We start from the raw sequence: 16,755 nt of genomic DNA, 5'->3' as shown, positions 1-16,755 counted from the left end.
GGACCTGCCACGAGACCCCGGCTCAAGGCCGGGGAAGCGTAAGGGGCGAAAGCCTCACACGGGCCTGACACGGCGATGATGCCGTTGCAGGTGCTGTAATGATCCTCCTCGGGAGAGGCGAGCGGAGCATGAACCTCGGTTCGAAGTCCTTTGGGGCAGCTCTGCGTGAAAGAGGGAGAGACCAATGGCTGGCTATATCGCCAGGCGCCTGCTGGCCGCCATTCCGGTGCTGTTCGGCCTGACCATCATCGTCTTCCTGATCATGGCGATGATCCCGGGCGATCCGGCGACCGCCATTCTCGGCTCCTATGCGACGCCCGAGAATGTCGCCAAGCTGAACAGGGATCTCGGTCTCGACAAGACCCTGTTCGAGCAATATGTCATCTGGATCGGCAACCTCTTCCAGGGCGACCTCGGCCGCTCCTATACGCTCAACCGGCCGGTGCTGGACGAGGTTCTGGAGCGCTTTTCGGCAACGCTCATCCTCGCCGGGACCTCGCTTGTCCTGTGTTCGATTTTCGGATTGCTCGCCGGGATCGTTTCGGCCGTACGCCAATATGGCTGGGCGGACAAGGTCATCACACTGCTGGTGCTGATCGGCATTTCGACGCCGTCTTTCTGGCTCGGCCTGATCCTGATCCTGATCTTCGCGGTCAACCTGCGCCTGTTTCCCGCCTCCGGCATGTATGCAATTTATGGCGGCGGCGATCTGCCGGATCTCATTCATCACCTGACGCTGCCCGCGCTGACCCTGTCGGTGGTCGCGACCGGCGTGATCGCGCGCCTGACCCGCACCGCCATGCTGGAGGTGCTGCGGCAGGACTATATCCGCACGGCGCGCGCCAAGGGGCTCTCCGAGCGCAAGGTGATCTACAAGCACGCCTTCAAGTCGGCGCTGGTCGGCGTGGTGCCCGTGATCGGCATTCAGGCCGGTTTCGTGATCGGCGGGGCGGTCTATATCGAGACGGTTTTCCAGTGGCCGGGCATCGGTTCGATGCTGGTGACCGCCATTTCCACGCGCGATCTGCTTCTGGTGCAGGGCGGAGTGCTGGTCGTCGCCGCCACCTATGTGCTCTTCAATCTGCTTGCCGATGTGGTGCAGACCCTTCTCGACCCGAGGCTGCGCTGATGACGGACACGGCTCAATCGGCGGCCGCGAAATCCAAACGGTCATCCGCCCGGCCGGGAACGCTGGCTCTTCTCTTGAACAACACCCTGGCGACGGGCGGGTTGGTCGTGCTCGCCGCGATCTGCCTGATCGCGCTCGCCGCGCCCTTGCTGCCGCTGGCCAATCCGGACGTGACGGCCCCGGTGGACCGGCTGCTGCCGGTCTTCAGCGACGGCCACCTTCTGGGCACCGATCATCTCGGCCGGGATCTCCTCTCCCGGCTGATCTGGGGGACGCGGGTTTCGTTGGCGGTCGGCCTGTCGGCGACCTTCATCGCCGCCTTTTTCGGGTCGCTGCTGGGGCTGATCGCCGGATATGCCGGCGGGCGGGTGGATACCTTGATCATGCGCGGCATCGATATGGTCATGGCCTTTCCCTATATCCTGCTGGCGCTGGCCATCGTTGCCGTGCTCGGGCCGGGGCTGCTCAACGCGCTTTACGCCATCGCGCTGGTCAACATTCCGTTCTTTGCCCGTAACATCCGCGGCATCACGCTCGGCCTGTCGCGCCGGGAATTCGTCGACGCGGCCCGGCTGTCGGGCAAGTCGCCCGCGCAGATCCTGTTCATCGAAGTCCTGCCCAATGTCCTGCCGGTCATCGTGATCACCATGTCGACCACCGTCGGCTGGATGATCCTGGAAACGGCCGGTCTGTCCTTTCTGGGGTTGGGTGCCCAGCCGCCGCAGGCCGATCTCGGCTCGATGCTGGGGGAAGGGCGCAAGATCCTGTTCACCGCGCCGCATGTTTCGGTCATTCCCGGCCTGATGATCTTCGCGCTGGTGATGAGCATCAATCTCTTCGGCGACGGGGTGCGCGATGTTCTCGATCCGCGCCTGCGCGCAGGCTCCCTGACCCGCCCGGTTTCCCGCACGGCGGTGGAACGCGGTGATACGCCCGTTCCGCCCCCTTCCGAAAAGGGCGGCGTGCTGGATGTCAGGGACATGAGGACGGAGTTTGAGATCGGCGGCTCGGTCTACAAGGCCGTCGGTGGCGTCGATCTCAATCTCGCTGAGGGCGAGTGTCTGGGGATTGTCGGCGAATCCGGATCGGGCAAATCCGTCACCGCCATGTCGATCATGGGACTGGTGCCGACCCCGCCGGGGAGGATCGCGGGCGGGGCGGCCTATCTCGACGGTGAGGATCTGTTCGCGGTCAGCGACAGGCGTATCCGCAAGCTGCGCGGCGGCGCGGTCGCCTATGTGTTTCAGGACCCGCTCTCGACCCTGCATCCGCTGTTCACCGTCGGGGAGCAGATCAAGGAGGCGATCGGCACGCATCAGCCCTTGTCTTCGGCCGAGGTGAAAAAGAGGGCCATCGAGCTGTTGTCGCTGGTGCGCATTCCCAATGCGAAGGAGCGGCTGTCCGCCTATCCTCACGAGTTGTCCGGGGGCATGCGCCAGCGTGTCTGTATCGCCATGGCGCTCGCCAATGACGCGAAGGTGCTGATTGCCGACGAGCCGACCACGGCGCTGGATGTCACCGTGCAATCGCAGATCCTGACGCTGATGAACGGCCTGCGCCGCGAACGCAATGCGGCAATCCTGTTCATCACCCACGATTTCGGCGTCGTTTCCGCGCTCTGCGACCGGGTGGCGGTGATGTATGCCGGGCGGATCGTGGAGACCGGCAGGACGGGTGAGGTGCTCGCCAGACCGCAACATCCCTATACGGCAAAGCTGATCGAATGCGTTCCCGTGCTGGGCGAGCCCGAGAGGCGGCTGGACGCGATCGAGGGGCGGCCTCCCGTCGTCAACAACCTGCCCGACGGATGCGCCTTCGCCGACCGTTGCCAGCGCGTCAAACCCGAGTGCCGATCCGGCGATATCGCGCTGGTCATGTCGTCCGAAGAACGCGGCGTGCGCTGCCTTTATCCGCTCAATACGGAGGGAACCGCATGAGCGTGGTGAGTGCAAGACAGTCCGAAGGCGACACCTTGCTGGGCATTGAAGATGTCGAGCGGGTATTCGGCGGCGGACGCAAACTGTTCGGCGGGGACAAGCCTGCGGTCCATGCCGTTCAGGGGCTGACGCTGAATGTGCGCAGGGGGGAGACCCTTGGCGTGGTCGGGGAATCCGGCTGTGGCAAGTCCACGCTCGCACGGCTGGTGGTCGGGCTCGATCTGCCGACATCCGGGACGATAACCTTTGACGGCGAGGATCTTGCCGGCCTTGCCAAAAGGAACCGCAAGGCGCTTGCCCGCAAGGTTCAATATGTCTTTCAGGACCCGGTCGCCTCGCTCAATCCGCGCAAGACGATCCGTACGATCCTGGAAGCGCCGCTGAAACATTTGAGCGGTCTCGATGCGCGGGGACGGGAAAAGCGTCTTCAGGAACTACTGGAGGCGGTCAACCTGGCACCGGAATTCCTGGAGCGCTATCCGCACGAGTTTTCCGGCGGTCAGGCGCAGCGCATCGGCATTGCCCGGGCGCTGGCGGCAGGGCCCGAACTGATCGTGCTGGACGAGCCGGTCTCCGCCCTGGACGTATCCGTTCAGGCGCAGGTGTTGAACCTTCTGGATGCCCTGAAGGAACAGTTCGGGTTGACCTACATCTTCATCAGCCACGACCTGTCGGTGGTCGAAAGCGTCAGCGACCGGGTGGCGGTGATGTATTTCGGACGCATGGCGGAACTTGGCCCGGCGAAGGAAATCTTCAGACATCCGCTGCATCCCTATACGGACCTTCTTATGCGTTCCGCGCCGGCGCCCGGCCGGCACGATCTCCTGTCCGAGGATGCGGCGGCGGAATTGCCCGATCCCTACAATCCGCCTCCCGGCTGCGCCTTCGCGGCAAGATGTGCGCGAAAAACGGAACTCTGTCATTCCGTGAGGCCGGCGCCGGACGAGGCGCGGGGGGAGGGCGCGAACCACTTCGCGGCTTGCCATCATCCGTTGCCACGGGCATAGGCATTTGGAACATTCTGCGTTCAATTGAAGACAGGATGCTCCAACACTTTAAGATCGATCAACTTTCGGGCGCGCAATCGGTTCCGATTGAACGCCGCATGACCTTTAAAAGGATTAGCAGTTTATCCGGCCATGAGAATTCCAGAGGGCGCCAGCGACCCGAAAACCAGGAAACGTCTGCGGCGGACTGATCTCACCGCCCTGCAGATCCGCGAGCAGATCGTCGAGGAGGGTCTTCAGCCGGGAGACCGGGTACCACAGGAATGGCTGTCGCCGGAGGCCGTCAAGGTTTCGCGCGGCACCTTGCGCGAGGCGCTGAAGGTGCTGGAATACCAGGGGCTGATCTCGACCAAGAGCGGACCGGGCGGCGGGGTCTTTGTGGCTTCGGTGGAACCGGGGGAAGCGATCCGGCTGCTGGATAATCTCTTCCTGTTCGATCAGCCGTCGATCACCGACATCTATACGCTGCGCAAGCAACTGGAACCGGAGTTGGCCGCATGCGTGGCGGGCAATCTGACGGAGCCGGCATTCCAGTCGCTGCAGACCTGTATCCGCCTTTACGAGGACGAGCCGAAAACGGCAGAGGAAGAATACGCCCAGCGGCTCGCGGAACTCGATTTCCACGAGGAACTTGCCCGGCACTGCTCCAATCCGATCCTGGCTTTCACCTGTTCTTTCCTGCTCAGCCTGCTGCGCGACATGACCGTGTGCCGGTCGATCTACAAGGAGCCGAACCCGGGGCTCAGGGAAACCGGCCTGCATTATCAGGTCCGCCTTCTGAGGGCGATCAAGGCGGGCGATGCGGAACTCAGCCGCATGATCATGCGCGGTCACATGTTCGAGGCGGAAAAATACATGCTGGAACGGGCGGCAATGCGCACCCGGGGAGGAAGGCAGCAAAGCAGCCCATCGTGACGTGAAGCTTCAGACCAGCCGGCCGTTCAATCTCCGTTGCCTGCAACCTTCTGAATTTCTTCGACATCGTTGCGCAGCACAGTGAAGACCGTGTTCATAAAAAGAAACTCATAGCGTCGCCCCTCGCGCCCTGACGTAAATCGCCCGGATCGAGGTCGTTGCGCAGATGAAGAGGCGGTTGCGTTTCGGGCCGCCGAAGCAGAGGTTGGCGACGACCTCGTCGATCGGGATCTTGCCGAGCAAGGTGCCGTCGGGCGCGAAGCAGTGGACGCCGTCGCCGGCGGAGGACCAGATATTGCCGCTTGTATCGACGCGGAAGCCGTCGAAAAGACCGCTGTCGCAGAATACAAAATCCTCGCCTTCGCCCACCACGGTGCCGTTGGGGCCGACCGGATAGCGGCGTATCTTCGGCGCGCAGCCGGGGAAATGGGTCCGGCCGGTGTCGGAGACATAGAGGAAATCCTCTTCCGGGGTGAAGGCCAGACCGTTGGGCTGTTTCAGGTCGTCGATGACCCGGCTGATGTGTCCGTCGAGGCCGATGCGGTAGACGTGCCGTCCGTCCTGCTCCATTGGCGCGGCATCGCCTTCATAGTCGCTGTCGATGCCGTAGGAGGGGTCGGTGAACCAGACCGAGCCGTCCGATTTCACGACGACGTCGTTCGGGGAATTGAAGCGCTTGCCGTTGAAGCTGTCGGCAAGGACCGTCTTCGAGCCGTCGACCTCGTAGCGGCTGACACAGCGGCCCCGGTGCTCGCAGGCGACCAGCCGGCCGAGACCGTCGACGCAGTGACCGTTGTGATTGCGGCAGGGCTGTTCGAAGGTGGCGATGGCGCCGTTCATCTCGTCCCAGCGCATGATCCGGTCGTTGGGAATGTCCGACCAGACAAGATATCGACCGGCCGCTAAATAGGCGGGACCTTCCGTCCAGCGGCCGCCTGTCCAGAGCGTATCCAGCCCGGCGTTCTTGTGAATCAATCCGGCAAACCGGTCGTCGCGGATGTCGTAGTTGTCGCCGCTCATGATGCCTCCCTCAAGACGTGACGCGCTGATTGCGTCCGTAGACCAGCAGCATACCGATGATCACGCTGCCGTAAATGATCTGCCGCCCCGCTTCCGGCATCTGCATGATCGACAGCACGGAATTGAGCAGCACGATAAGAATGACGCCGATCAGCGTACCGATGTAGCGGCCCTTGCCGCCGAGAATATGCGTGCCGCCGAGGACGACAGCGGCGATGGAGGGCAGAAGGAAGGCGTTGCCCATGCCCTGGTAGGCCTTGGCGGAATATCCGGCCAGTAGCACGCCGGCGGTAGCGGCGCACAGGCTGGAGGCCACGAAGGCACCGATGATGACCGAACGGGTGCGGATGCCGGAAAGATAGGCCGCGCGCTCGCGCGACCCGGTGGCGTAGATCGAGCGGCCGAAGCCGGTTCGTGCCAGCACGAGCATGATGATGAGCGAAACCACGCCCCAGACGACGATCGCGGCCGGGATGCCGACAATCTTGTCCTTGGCGAGAAACAGCATCAGCGGCGTTGCCTTGTCCTGCGGCGCAAAGCCACCGGTCTGGGCGACCATCAGGCCGCGCAGAACCGTGTCTACGCCCAGAGTGAAGATCATCGAGGGAATGCGCAGATAGGCGACGCCGAAGCCGTTCAGCAGTCCGACCGCGACCCCGACGGCAAGAGCGGTCGGCAGGGCAAGGTCGCCGCCGACCGCCGTTGCCGTCATGGCCGCGGCGGTCAGCGTCCAGGGAATGGAAAGGTCGATATGCCCCAGCAGGATGACCATCATCATGCCCGCGGCGCAGATGCCGAGAAACGACCCGGTCTGCAATTGCTGCAGAAGATAATTCGCGGACAGAAGCGGCGCGGTTCCGGTGGTCGAAAGTGTATAGGCCGTTCCGGCGATCAGGATGACCACGATGAAGAGCGAGGCGATGACGATCGGCCGGTTTTCAGTAGAAATAGACATGCGCATTCTGGGTCATTTCCTCATGAACAGGCTACCTGAAGAGATCGAGCTGGTTCTTCACCCTCAGTGTGCGGAACGCTCCGAAGGACACGGCTGCGAGAAGGACGAGACCCTCGATCAGCGGCTGCAGCAGCGGGTCGATGTCGAGAATCCGGAAGTAGAACGAAATCACGCGCAGGATCATCGCGCCCACGAGGCTGCCGATGGCACCGCCCGTGCCGCCCAGCAGGGACGTGCCGCCCAGAACCACGGCGGCGATGGAATTCAGCGTGTAGGCGCCCGCCTGCTGGATATCCGCGTTGCCGGACGAGGTCTGGATGGCAAGGTAAAGGCCGCCGCAGGCCGCGAGAAAACCGCCCAGCGTGAAGGCGGCGATCTTGGCCCGGTTGATAGGCAGACCGGACATATAGGCCGCTCCTTCCGCCGAACCGATGGCGTAGACCGTGCGTCCGGTGACCGAGCGGCGGAATGGCACCCAGACGACAATCGCGACGAAGACCACCAGCAGGAAGGGTACCGGGATGTCGGCGAAGGGGCGCAGCCACCAGGCATCGCCACCCTGTGCGAGCCCGTAGGTGTCGGCAAAATCCCAGACCGAATTGGTGAGTGCCCAGCCCAGGTCGCCATCCACGTTACCGCCGGGTTCCGGCCTGATCAACAGCGCAAGACCTATGGCGATGGCGCCTGTCGCGAGCGTCGCGATGATCGGCTGGATGCGGCCATAGACGACGATGCAGCCGTTCATCAGCCCGAACAACGTGCCCGTGAGCAGAGTGAGGCCCATGCCGAGCAGGATCTGTGCCGGCGAGCCGTGCAGGAATTCAGAGGCGACGCAGTTGGTCAGGGTCATCACCGCGCCGACGGAAAGATCCAGCCCGCCAAGCAGAACCGGCAGGGTCTGCGCCATCGCGACGAAGGCTATGGCGACGGTCTCGTTGGAATTCTGTATGGCCACGGCGGAGGAAAAGCCGCGCGGGTGCATCATGTTGTAGGTGAGATAGAGGGCAAGCAACAACAGGACCGCGATGGCAAATCCCAGGTTCTGCGACACCCCGCGTTTTACGGAAACCATTCGCATCATGCTGCCTCGATCCCGATGTTGAGCGAGGCCGCGACCAGGCTTTCCTCGGAGATCGCGTCACCTTCCTGCTCGCTGACGACGCGGCCGGCGTAAAGGACCGAGACCCGGTCGCAACAGCCGATCAGTTCCGCGTAGTCCGACGAGTAGAAGAGGATCGCCTTGCCATCGTTCGCGAGGCTGCGCATGAGTTTGTAGATCTCCTGTTTGGTGCCGACATCGATGCCGCGCGTGGGGTCGTTGAGCAGGATGACGTCCGGATCGATCATCAGCCATTTGGCGATCACCACCTTCTGCTGGTTGCCGCCGGACAGCGTCATGACGGGATCCGCCGGAGATCCGGCCTTGATCTGCAGTTTTGAAATTCCGGCGCTGATTTCCGCCCGAGCCTTTTTCGGGTTGATGAACGGACCGCTGGAAATGTTCGCAAAGCTGGCGGCCAGAAGATTGTCCGCGATCGACATGCCGAGCATCAGCCCCTCGGTCTTGCGGTCCTCCGGCACGAGGGCCAGGCGCGTTGCCGCGGACTTGGCGGCGGCGGGCGAGGAGGGGATGCCCTTTGCGTTTCCGATGAGGACGTCACCTTCCACATCGCGCAGCACTCCGAAAAGCGCCAGCAGAAGTTCCTTCTGTCCCTGGCCGTCCAGTCCGCCGAGGCCGACAATTTCGCCGCGTCCGACGGCAAGATCGACACCGTTGAGACGTTTGCCCCATTTCAGCCCCTTCACGCTGAGAAGCGGGGGCTCGCGCAGCCCCGCGGGCGGCAGCGGTGGTTTGGGGGGGAATTGGGCCTCCACGTCCCGGCCGATCATCAGGCGCACGATCTCGCCTTCGCTTCGTTCGCCCTTGGCGAAGGTCTCGATGTGCTGTCCGTTGCGGAAAACGGACAGGGTGTCGCAAAGGGCGTCCACCTCATGCATCCGGTGGGAGATGAAGAGGCTGGCCACGCCCTTGTCCCGGAGATCGCCCAGGAGATCATAGACGGTCTGGACGTCACGGGTGGTCAGGGCGGACGTCGCTTCGTCGAGAATGAGCACCTTGGGGTCGCGGCCCAGTGCCTTGGCGATTTCCACCATTTGCCGGCGGGACAGAGACAGTTCGCGGACAAGGGCGTTCGGATCGATATCCTCGCAGCGGACCCGGGCAAGAAGGTCTTCGGCGCGCCGGACCTGCGCCCGCCTGTCGATCAGGCCGAAGCGGCGCGGCGGGTGGGAGATGGAAATGTTATCGGCCACCGAAAGATCCGGTACCAACGAGAGTTCCTGGAACATGCAGACGATCCCGGCATCGTTGGCGGCTTGCGGAGAGGGAAATGTTACCGGTCCGCCCTCAAGCAGGATCGTGCCCTCATCGGGTTGCAGCACACCCGACATGATCTTGATCATTGTGGACTTGCCGGCTCCGTTTTCGCCCAGAATGGCGTGAATGGATCCGGGCCGGCATTTGAAATCAACACCTTCCAGGGCGCGGATCCCGGCAAAGAACTTCGAAATGCCGCGGTATTCGACTATGGCTTCGGTCATGCGTTTAGGCCCGCCGGGTCTGGAGCGCCCTGCGTTCAAGTGAACGTGGACAAGGTGCTCTAACACTTTGAAACGATCGACTTCCGGACGGTCAACCGGTTTCGACTTTGCATCCGTAGATCTGGTTCAAACTGCTTTCATGTCGTCGGCATGAAGACAGAAAAGGTGACCGGTTCCGTTCCGGGAGCCGGTCCCATAATCTTATGGGTCCGTACCCTAAGAAAGCAGTCCCGGTGACAAGACCGGAACTGCTCCAGCAATGGCCTGAGTGTTATTTCACGTCTTCTTCCGACTGCGACATGATCGCAGGACCGGAGATGTTCACGCCGCAGGGCGGGAACTCGTTGACCGTGAAGAAGTTGTCGGGCAGGTCGGACCAGTAGTTCTTGCCGTCCTCCAGCTCGTCATATGTCGCCATCGGCAGCGGCACGGAAATGAGCTGCGGCATGACATTGCCTTCAAGCGCGGAAATGGCCGCCTTCATGGAGATCGCCACGAGCCCCGGAGACTGGCCGATGGAAATGCCCTTCAGGCCTTTATCCGAATTTTCGGCCATCAGTTTGCGGAAGCCGTTTTCAGCTTCCCCGGACACCGGGATCATCGGATGTTCCGCATCGAGCAGCGCCTGGACCACGCCGGTGGTGCCGCCCTGGGCCAGAACGGCGTCGAATTCGCCATGCACGGCAATGGCATCGGCCACCACCTTCTGGGCGGTTCCGTCATCCCAGTTGCCGACCACTGAAACACGTTCCCAGTTGCCGCCGGATTCATCAAGCACCTCGTTGATGCCGATCGAACGGTCGCGGTCGACGGAGTTGCCGGCCAGCCCGCGGACCTCAAGCACCTTGCCGGAGGTCTTGCCGATGGCCGCAAGCTCTTTCAGAACATGCGTGGAATAGGCACGGCCCATGGCGAGCTGGTCTTCGTTGACCTGCATCACCTTGTCCGTGTCGAGCACGTTGTCGAAGGGAACGATCACCACATTGTTCTTGTCGGCCAGCCGGATCACGCGGTCGAAACCCTCCGGGGAGACGGCAATGGTGATGATGGCGTCATAGCCCTGGTTGATGAAGTCCTCGATGGCGCCGAGCTGGGCGGGCGCATCCGTGCCGGTCGAGACGACCTTGAATTCCTTGATCTTGTCCTTGATCGAGGGATCCTCGGCATAGGCCTTTGCCGTCTTGATCATCTGGATGCGCCAGGTATTGCCGACGAAGCCGTTGACCACCGCGATCCGGTAAGGCGCCGGTTTGGCGTCCCACTTGAAGAACTTGGTGGTCTCGGACCAGGGTGCGAAGCACTCCGGGTCGGCGCCCGGTCCGGACACCACTTCCGGTCCGGCCAGAGCCATATTCGCAGACAGAACGAACGCCGATACGGCTGTCGTCAGTTTCAGCAAGGTTTTCATTTCACTTCCTCCCATTAATACGCCTGCCAGAGCATCTTGCGTTCATTCGAACGCGGGATGCGCCAACATTCCAGAAACGACCAACTTCTGGATGAGCAGCCGAATTCGACCGGTCATCCGTTGATCCTGCTGTGCCCTTGTGGCCGGTCGGCGCTTCCGGCCTGCCGTATTCGGTTCCGGGCATACGGTTTTTCAGGCGGATTCCTCCATCTCCTCACTGAAAAACCGGAATCCAATCATCAGGTGACTGCGCAGACGGTACTGAAAGGCCAGCCGGTCGCGCGCCGCGAGCGCGTCAACGACGTCCTGATGCTCGCTGAAGGTTTCGGTCATGAAGGTCCTGCGGGTCTTGCCCTTCTGCATGATCCGCAGGATGACGGGTTTCATCACCGCGTAAACATCGAGAACGGCGTGGTTGTCCAGGATCGAGACCAGGCGCACATGGAAAGCGAAGTCGATTTCCGACGCCTCGTTCAGGTCGTGGTTCTCGGCCAGACTGGCGTTGATTTCGGAAAGATCGTCCAGATCCTCCTGCCGCAGCCGGTCGAAAAAGAGGTCCGCCGAGCCGACTTCGATGAGGCTGCGGAAGGCCTGGACGTCGCTGAAGGTCTTGCGGGAGATCTCCATGGTATTGAACGAGAACAGCTCGAACGCCCGTGTCATGCGGTTGTCGGTGATGGTTGCGCCGATCTTGGGGCGTACATCCACCAGTCCGTAGGCCTTCAGGATACGCATGGCCTCGCGGACGGTGTTGCGGCTTGCATTGAACTGCGCGCACAGATCGCGCTCGGTCGGCAGGTGGTCGCCGACCTTCAGCTTGGAGCTCGCGATCAGGTTGCGAATTTGCTGCACGACCGCGTCGACCGCGGATTCGCCTGCAGGGCCCGCCTTTCCGGGTTCGCCGCCCAATTCTGCACTCATTACCGTTCTCAAAATCCGTTTTCAGTGTTTCGCAAGGTCAAGTTCTTATTTGTTGGACCAAGAAAGTCCTAATGAGAGTTTTTATGGCTGTCAATGGTGAGGTTGGGTTGCGGGACGCTGCGATGCAATTCCTAAAATTGGCAGAAATATCGCTATAATATCAATCGATAACGCTGCTGCTTGTGCAGTTTTATGAAAGGCAGGATGTAAAAACTTTTATTTGTCCAACCAGAGAAAGTTCTTGAGGGGAGGTCATGCCGCCACCCGGACCCGAATGCCGGCAAGTCTGCCGTTCAGGCGCTCCGCGCTGTAGTCCGACCAGTTTTCGTCCGCGATCCCGTCCTCGACTTCCGGCTCGAGTTCAGGGAAGGCGGCGGCCAGGACGTCGCCGGTGATGTCGTTGCACCAGCCCTCTGCCGGATTGGTTTCCAGGATGGCCCGAACATTTTCAAGCTGGCCGCCGCGGATGTCGCCGACAATTCTGCGAAGGGACATGTCCTCGAATTCCGTTTCCGGCAGATAGAGGGACCCTTCCAGCTCGCAGATCACCCAGAAGAACGACATGTCCAGGTTCAAAGACATCAAAACACTCCTTTCCGATACAATCAACAGTTATACGCATAATGCGTATAAGTCAATTGGATGGCATGTATTTATACGCTGTGCGCATACGCGGGCTTTTTCTGGTGTTCTGGGTCGGGAAAGCGCTGACGCGCGGTGCGCCGTTCGGACCGGGAGAGCGGTGGCGGGGCGCGCTTCGGTTGGTCGGGATTGTTGAGTGGGTTCCCGCTGGCGCTCAAACGATCTGGCGGATGACGGTCAGGATCTTGGCAATGATGCGGACTTCCGTTGCCTCTTCGTCGAGTTCGTTGAAGATGATCGGGTCCTGGAAGCGCGGGTCGTCGGATTCCGGGCGCAATTCAATTCCGCCATCGCGGCGAATGATGCGCTTGGCCGTGCGTTCGATGGTGTGTCCCCCATCTCTTGAGCGCTCCACAACCGCCAGGTCGCCTGACCTGATATCAATGCCGGCCTCGAGATAGTCGAGGCAAAGGACGAAGTCGCCGTCGCGAGCGATCCGGTTCAGGCTTTCACCATTGATCTGCAACAGATACTGGTATTCGTTCGGGTAGCGCAGGTCGCCGGCCATCGTCGCTTTTCTGGTGGCGTCCGTCTCGAACAGGCCTGCTTCCATCCACAGGCCCGCGGCTACCTGGCCCTTGATTTCCAGCGGCCTTGCCGCCTGCGGCGATGCGAGGGCGGCCTCCAGATCCGTGATGGAGTCCGGGGCCAGCGCCAGAACTTCCTCCCTTGTCACCGGCTGCTCGCCCTTGCCGGTGAGAACCGGCAGCAGTTTGGCGACAAAGTCCGCGGGCAGGGCGGGTTTGGAATAGTCCTGACTGAAATAGCGCTGGATGGACGATGCGTTCTGGTAGCCCATCGCGCGTGCGATGGCGCGGATGGACAGTCCGCTGCGGTTTTTCAGATCCGCAAGCTGCCTGGATACGGCGGATTGGGTGGTCTCTTCCATGTTCGTCTCTGCCGTGCCGATTGGGGTGCGTACGTGATAGCAGTAGAAATCGTATGAATTCCACGTTGACATGTATACGCATAAAGCGTACGAATTTGCAAGCAATGAGTTTGGTGATTGGAAAACATGATGGAAATGCGAATGTGTCCCGAGGGTCCGGCCCACCTGCCGGTGAAGGACATGATTTCACGCCGGCGCGGAGGAGAGGCTTTATGAATGAACTCAAGGAACAGATCGAGTCCGCGCGTGAGAAAGTCGCCTATTGCCGGATCCGGGCGGAGCGGCCGAGTGCCCGCCTGGAAGACGAATTCGCGCTGGAAAAGGCGCGCACCCGGTTGCTCACTCTGGAACTCCGGCTTCTGAAGCTGGGGCAAGGCCAGCGCGCTGGGGTCAATCCGAAGGTATCCGATGGAAAGATCATTAGAACAAAACGAGAACAAAAAGTGTCAACGGCACGGGAAAGGGCCGAAGCCGCCTTCGGCTCCCTGCAACGGGTGCCCAAAGGTCTAAACACCTCCCAAGCATTGAAAGGCAATGACTGATGGCGTCGGGCGGGCATGTGGACAGGATCGCCGCCGAATACGGCGTGCAATTCGTCAATCACACCAGGCGTGCGGAGGGGCGTCACCAGTCCAAGGCGCGGCGCACGTGTCAGACGCTGCTGAAAAAGCATGGGCCGGAGCATCTGCGTCTGGTCTTCGGTCTGATCAATACGGAGCAGAACCGCGGCAACTGGTCGGCGCCGTGCCTGACGGCGGTCTCCTGGCTGGTGACGAGAAAACCGGAATGGATCGACCGCAGGGGATTTCTGGATCTCTTCGACCAGCTCGACCTGGACGATCTGCTCAAGCGCGCCAAACATATCAACCCCTCCGCTCCGACGCTCACCCTGTCGGTCCTGCTCTCTTATGAGCTGGACGGGCTGATGGCGGCTGAGGCAGGCCGGGTAAAAGCGGCTTGAAGACTGGCCCGCCAGTTCCCATGGCGGGCCAGCAGCGATGCATTACGAACTGCGGCAGTTCTTCGATTTCATTGCGAGTTCAATGGACTGCACTTTGCCCTTCGAAACAGCTAGGTCGCCCTCTTTATCGCCGCCAGTCGCACTTGAGATCGGAATGCCAACAAGGAAAACACCAATGGCGTCACCTGTTTGCGCACTGCGCTGCGCGTCTTCCAGTGTCTCAAGCCGATCTTTCTCCAGTTGCAATTCTTTCTCTAAATTGGAGCAAGATTGGCCGGTATACGCAGCAAGCGGAATATCAGCAGGTTTGATTGCGTCCGGCCCCTTTGCACAAGCTGCAAGTGTTAGACACGTGACGGCAAGAGCTGTTGAAATCTTAAAGTTCATCCCGTCCCCCCCAATTTCTTCTCTTCGAAGGTTGTTTAGTACGCCCAGACAGCTTCGGCGCGCAATAGAGATGTGCAACATAAAGGTTTCCAACCATGCTGAATGTTACACCTGAAGATGTCCTGGTACGCCTGATCGAAGCAGTCGAAGTGATTGCCGTGACGGGGAAGGGAGACGGGCCGCAGGCGGTGTTGGCGGCCTGGCCGGAATACAAGGGCAAAATCGCCAAGCGGCGGCGTCACTTTTCCCCTGCGCAGGTCAGCAGGGCGGAAGAAGCGTTGGGCTGGTTCTTCCTTGTGGAGGATGCCGACGCCCGCCGGGCGCTGCAGTTCGAGGTCATGTGCAAGGCCGGGGGAGGGAAGTTCTCCGCAGTCTGCCGGAAATACGGCTGGAAACGCTCGACGGTGACGAGCCGGAACCGGGTTGTCCTGAAGAGGCTGGCGGAAAGGCTCTGAAAATCTCACCCCGCAACGGTCGTTCCCGGCGTCGGGAAATCAATCACCTGACGCCGGGCGCTTTTTCAATTGTTCCGATCCATCGCCGCGAGTGCCTCTTCAACCGCCTTCCCGCACGCCAGCAAAGCGTCGTCCCGTTCGCCCGAGGCAATGAGCATGGCGCTCAGGACGTTGCCCGCGTGCCGATAGGGCAGGGCGAGGCTGCAGGCGTCGGCGATGTTGGCCAGGGTCGGGTTGCGCAGGGCCAGGAGGTTCATGCGGTTGAAGGTGTCGTCGTCGGCTAGATCGTCTATTTTCGGGGGCAGGATCGGGGTGGTCGGCAGCAGGAGCATGTCGCCACCCAGTTCTTCGCGGAAGGCCGCGATGAATTCCGCGCGTCGATTGAGGGTCCGGCGGTAGTCAATCGCGGTTATTTCAGCGGCCCGCGCCATGCGGGCATGGACGCGCGGATCGAAGCATTCGGGCGAGCCCTGGAAATGATCCTCGTAATGGGCGCGCGATTCCACCGCCGTCATATGCCACGGCGGTACATCGCCATAGAGTTTCATTGAGTCCAGGTCCTTGCGGATCACATCGAAACCCTTGTCCTGCATGTGCCGAACAACGGCCTCGAAGCCTTCGGCGACCTGAGGTTCGATCTCGTCGAACCCGAAATTGCCCGGAATGACCAGACGGGCGGACGCGGGAGAAGAAGGGACGGTGGGACGACCGGCCATCACCTGCCAGGCGAGTTCACAGACCGCCACGGATTTTGCCATCGGCCCGAAACTGTCGAGGCTGTCCGACAGCGGCTTGCCGCCTGTCAGTGGCACGGAGGCCTGGGTGGGTTTGAATCCGGTGATGCCGGTGAAGGCCGCCGGGATGCGGAGCGAGCCGCCGGTGTCACTGCCGATTGCCACGTCGCAGAGGCCGAGAGCGACCGAGACCGCGCCGCCGCTGGTGGAGCCGCCGGGTGCGCAGCCGGGATAGGCCGGGTTCTGCGGGGTGCCGTGATGTGGATTGAGGCCGAGGCCGGAATAGGCGAATTCCGACATGTTGGTCAGTCCGACGAAGACGCCGCCTGCCGCATCGAGCCGGGCAATCGCGGGCGCGTCGGCTTGTGCCGGAGGATCGTTGCGCAGAACCTTCGTGCCGGAGGTGGTGATCTCTCCCGCGACATCGAACAGCGCCTTGACGCTGACAAGAGCGCCGGAAAGCGGCGTTTTCAGACCTGCCGCCGCCTTTGCCTGGCCGCGAGCCCGGTCTTCAAGCAGTCCGGTGAAAACCGCCTTCGCCGCAGGGTTGCCGGAAGCAGCCTGAAGAGCAGACTCCAGACGGCTCTCCGCGGTTTCAACTGCCCAGGGAAACGGTGCGCTCATGAACTAGAATCCTCGAAAACATCGGTCCAACAGAAATGGCCCGGATTTACCATCGTCATCAAGCCGGTTTCGGCCGGAACCGGAAGATGCCATCACCACCCGGTCGTCCCGGTTTTGAGCCGCGGCCTTGTGGCAGGTCCCGGATCAGGTCCGGGACAGCACCAGGGATG

General features: G+C 61.6%; 17 protein-coding genes. 7 read left to right on the top strand and 10 right to left on the bottom strand.

What is annotated here, in order from left to right:
• Nucleotides 1–184: 184 nt before the first annotated feature.
• From CLV41_RS17535 to CLV41_RS17520, 4 genes are all read left to right on the top strand, one after another.
• Nucleotides 185–1,129 (top strand): ABC transporter permease, encoded by a 945-nt coding sequence (locus CLV41_RS17535; RefSeq protein WP_103223728.1) that lies wholly within the window; start codon nt 185–187, stop codon nt 1,127–1,129.
• Nucleotides 1,129–3,066 carry a dipeptide/oligopeptide/nickel ABC transporter permease/ATP-binding protein gene (locus tag CLV41_RS17530; protein ID WP_103223727.1) on the top strand — a complete coding sequence of 646 codons (1,938 nt, stop codon included), beginning with the start codon at nt 1,129–1,131 and terminating at the stop codon, nt 3,064–3,066. The genes CLV41_RS17535 and CLV41_RS17530 overlap by 1 nt, the downstream gene beginning before the upstream one ends.
• On the top strand, nt 3,063–4,073 hold the full coding sequence (locus tag CLV41_RS17525; RefSeq protein ID WP_103223726.1) for an ABC transporter ATP-binding protein: 1,011 nt from the start codon (nt 3,063–3,065) through the stop codon (nt 4,071–4,073). Before CLV41_RS17530 ends, CLV41_RS17525 begins: the two co-directional genes overlap by 4 nt.
• A 132-nt stretch (nt 4,074–4,205) precedes the next feature.
• Nucleotides 4,206–4,988 carry a FadR/GntR family transcriptional regulator gene (locus tag CLV41_RS17520; RefSeq protein WP_103223725.1) on the top strand — a complete coding sequence of 261 codons (783 nt, stop codon included), beginning with the start codon at nt 4,206–4,208 and terminating at the stop codon, nt 4,986–4,988.
• Nucleotides 4,989–5,096: 108 nt separating this feature from the next.
• Here CLV41_RS17520 and CLV41_RS17515 read toward each other — a convergent pair whose 3' ends face one another.
• The 8 genes from CLV41_RS17515 to CLV41_RS17480 all read right to left on the bottom strand — a co-directional run bounded on the left by CLV41_RS17515 (nt 5,097) and on the right by CLV41_RS17480 (nt 13,424).
• Nucleotides 5,097–6,008, bottom strand: coding sequence for an SMP-30/gluconolactonase/LRE family protein (locus tag CLV41_RS17515; RefSeq protein ID WP_103223724.1), 912 nt, complete (start codon nt 6,006–6,008; stop codon nt 5,097–5,099).
• Nucleotides 6,009–6,018: 10 nt separating this feature from the next.
• Nucleotides 6,019–6,969: an ABC transporter permease gene (locus CLV41_RS17510; protein ID WP_103223723.1), complete on the bottom strand. Its 951-nt coding sequence runs from the start codon at nt 6,967–6,969 to the stop codon at nt 6,019–6,021.
• 25 nt (nt 6,970–6,994) lie between these two features.
• Entirely contained in the window at nt 6,995–8,035 is a 1,041-nt protein-coding gene (locus CLV41_RS17505; RefSeq protein ID WP_235867167.1) for an ABC transporter permease, read from the bottom strand.
• A 5-nt stretch (nt 8,036–8,040) separates the two neighbouring features.
• Complete coding sequence (locus tag CLV41_RS17500) at nt 8,041–9,564, bottom strand: sugar ABC transporter ATP-binding protein (RefSeq protein ID WP_103223721.1); 1,524 nt, start codon at nt 9,562–9,564, stop codon at nt 8,041–8,043.
• 271 nt (nt 9,565–9,835) lie between these two features.
• Nucleotides 9,836–10,972 (bottom strand): sugar ABC transporter substrate-binding protein, encoded by a 1,137-nt coding sequence (locus CLV41_RS17495; protein ID WP_103223720.1) that lies wholly within the window; start codon nt 10,970–10,972, stop codon nt 9,836–9,838.
• 192 nt (nt 10,973–11,164) lie between these two features.
• The gene (locus CLV41_RS17490; RefSeq protein ID WP_103223719.1) at nt 11,165–11,893 is read right to left on the bottom strand and encodes a FadR/GntR family transcriptional regulator; all 729 of its coding nucleotides are present in this window, start codon (nt 11,891–11,893) and stop codon (nt 11,165–11,167) included.
• A 252-nt stretch (nt 11,894–12,145) separates the two neighbouring features.
• Nucleotides 12,146–12,475, bottom strand: a complete 330-nt coding sequence (locus CLV41_RS17485) for a hypothetical protein (protein WP_103223718.1) — start codon at nt 12,473–12,475, stop codon at nt 12,146–12,148.
• Nucleotides 12,476–12,689: 214 nt separating this feature from the next.
• Nucleotides 12,690–13,424 (bottom strand): LexA family protein, encoded by a 735-nt coding sequence (locus tag CLV41_RS17480; RefSeq protein ID WP_103223717.1) that lies wholly within the window; start codon nt 13,422–13,424, stop codon nt 12,690–12,692.
• A 104-nt stretch (nt 13,425–13,528) separates the two neighbouring features.
• Here CLV41_RS17480 and CLV41_RS17475 point away from each other — a divergent pair, with 104 nt between their 5' ends.
• Both CLV41_RS17475 and CLV41_RS17470 read left to right on the top strand, forming a co-directional pair.
• The gene (locus CLV41_RS17475) at nt 13,529–13,966 is read left to right on the top strand and encodes a hypothetical protein (RefSeq protein ID WP_146048590.1); all 438 of its coding nucleotides are present in this window, start codon (nt 13,529–13,531) and stop codon (nt 13,964–13,966) included.
• Nucleotides 13,966–14,385 (top strand): hypothetical protein, encoded by a 420-nt coding sequence (locus CLV41_RS17470; protein ID WP_103223715.1) that lies wholly within the window; start codon nt 13,966–13,968, stop codon nt 14,383–14,385. Before CLV41_RS17475 ends, CLV41_RS17470 begins: the two co-directional genes overlap by 1 nt.
• A 42-nt stretch (nt 14,386–14,427) precedes the next feature.
• On the opposite strand, the gene CLV41_RS17465 is transcribed toward CLV41_RS17470, so the two are convergent.
• Complete coding sequence (locus CLV41_RS17465) at nt 14,428–14,772, bottom strand: hypothetical protein (protein ID WP_103223905.1); 345 nt, start codon at nt 14,770–14,772, stop codon at nt 14,428–14,430.
• 95 nt (nt 14,773–14,867) lie between these two features.
• Between CLV41_RS17465 and CLV41_RS17460 the strand changes: the two genes are divergently transcribed.
• Nucleotides 14,868–15,227, top strand: a complete 360-nt coding sequence (locus CLV41_RS17460; protein ID WP_103223714.1) for a DUF6362 family protein — start codon at nt 14,868–14,870, stop codon at nt 15,225–15,227.
• 65 nt (nt 15,228–15,292) lie between these two features.
• On the opposite strand, the gene CLV41_RS17455 is transcribed toward CLV41_RS17460, so the two are convergent.
• Nucleotides 15,293–16,585 carry an amidase family protein gene (locus CLV41_RS17455; protein ID WP_103223713.1) on the bottom strand — a complete coding sequence of 431 codons (1,293 nt, stop codon included), beginning with the start codon at nt 16,583–16,585 and terminating at the stop codon, nt 15,293–15,295.
• Between the last annotated feature and the right edge of the window lie 170 nt (nt 16,586–16,755).

The organism is Roseibium marinum (assembly GCF_002906165.1).
Classification (GTDB): domain Bacteria; phylum Pseudomonadota; class Alphaproteobacteria; order Rhizobiales; family Stappiaceae; genus Roseibium; species Roseibium marinum.
This window is presented reverse-complemented; position numbering and strand designations above follow the sequence as displayed.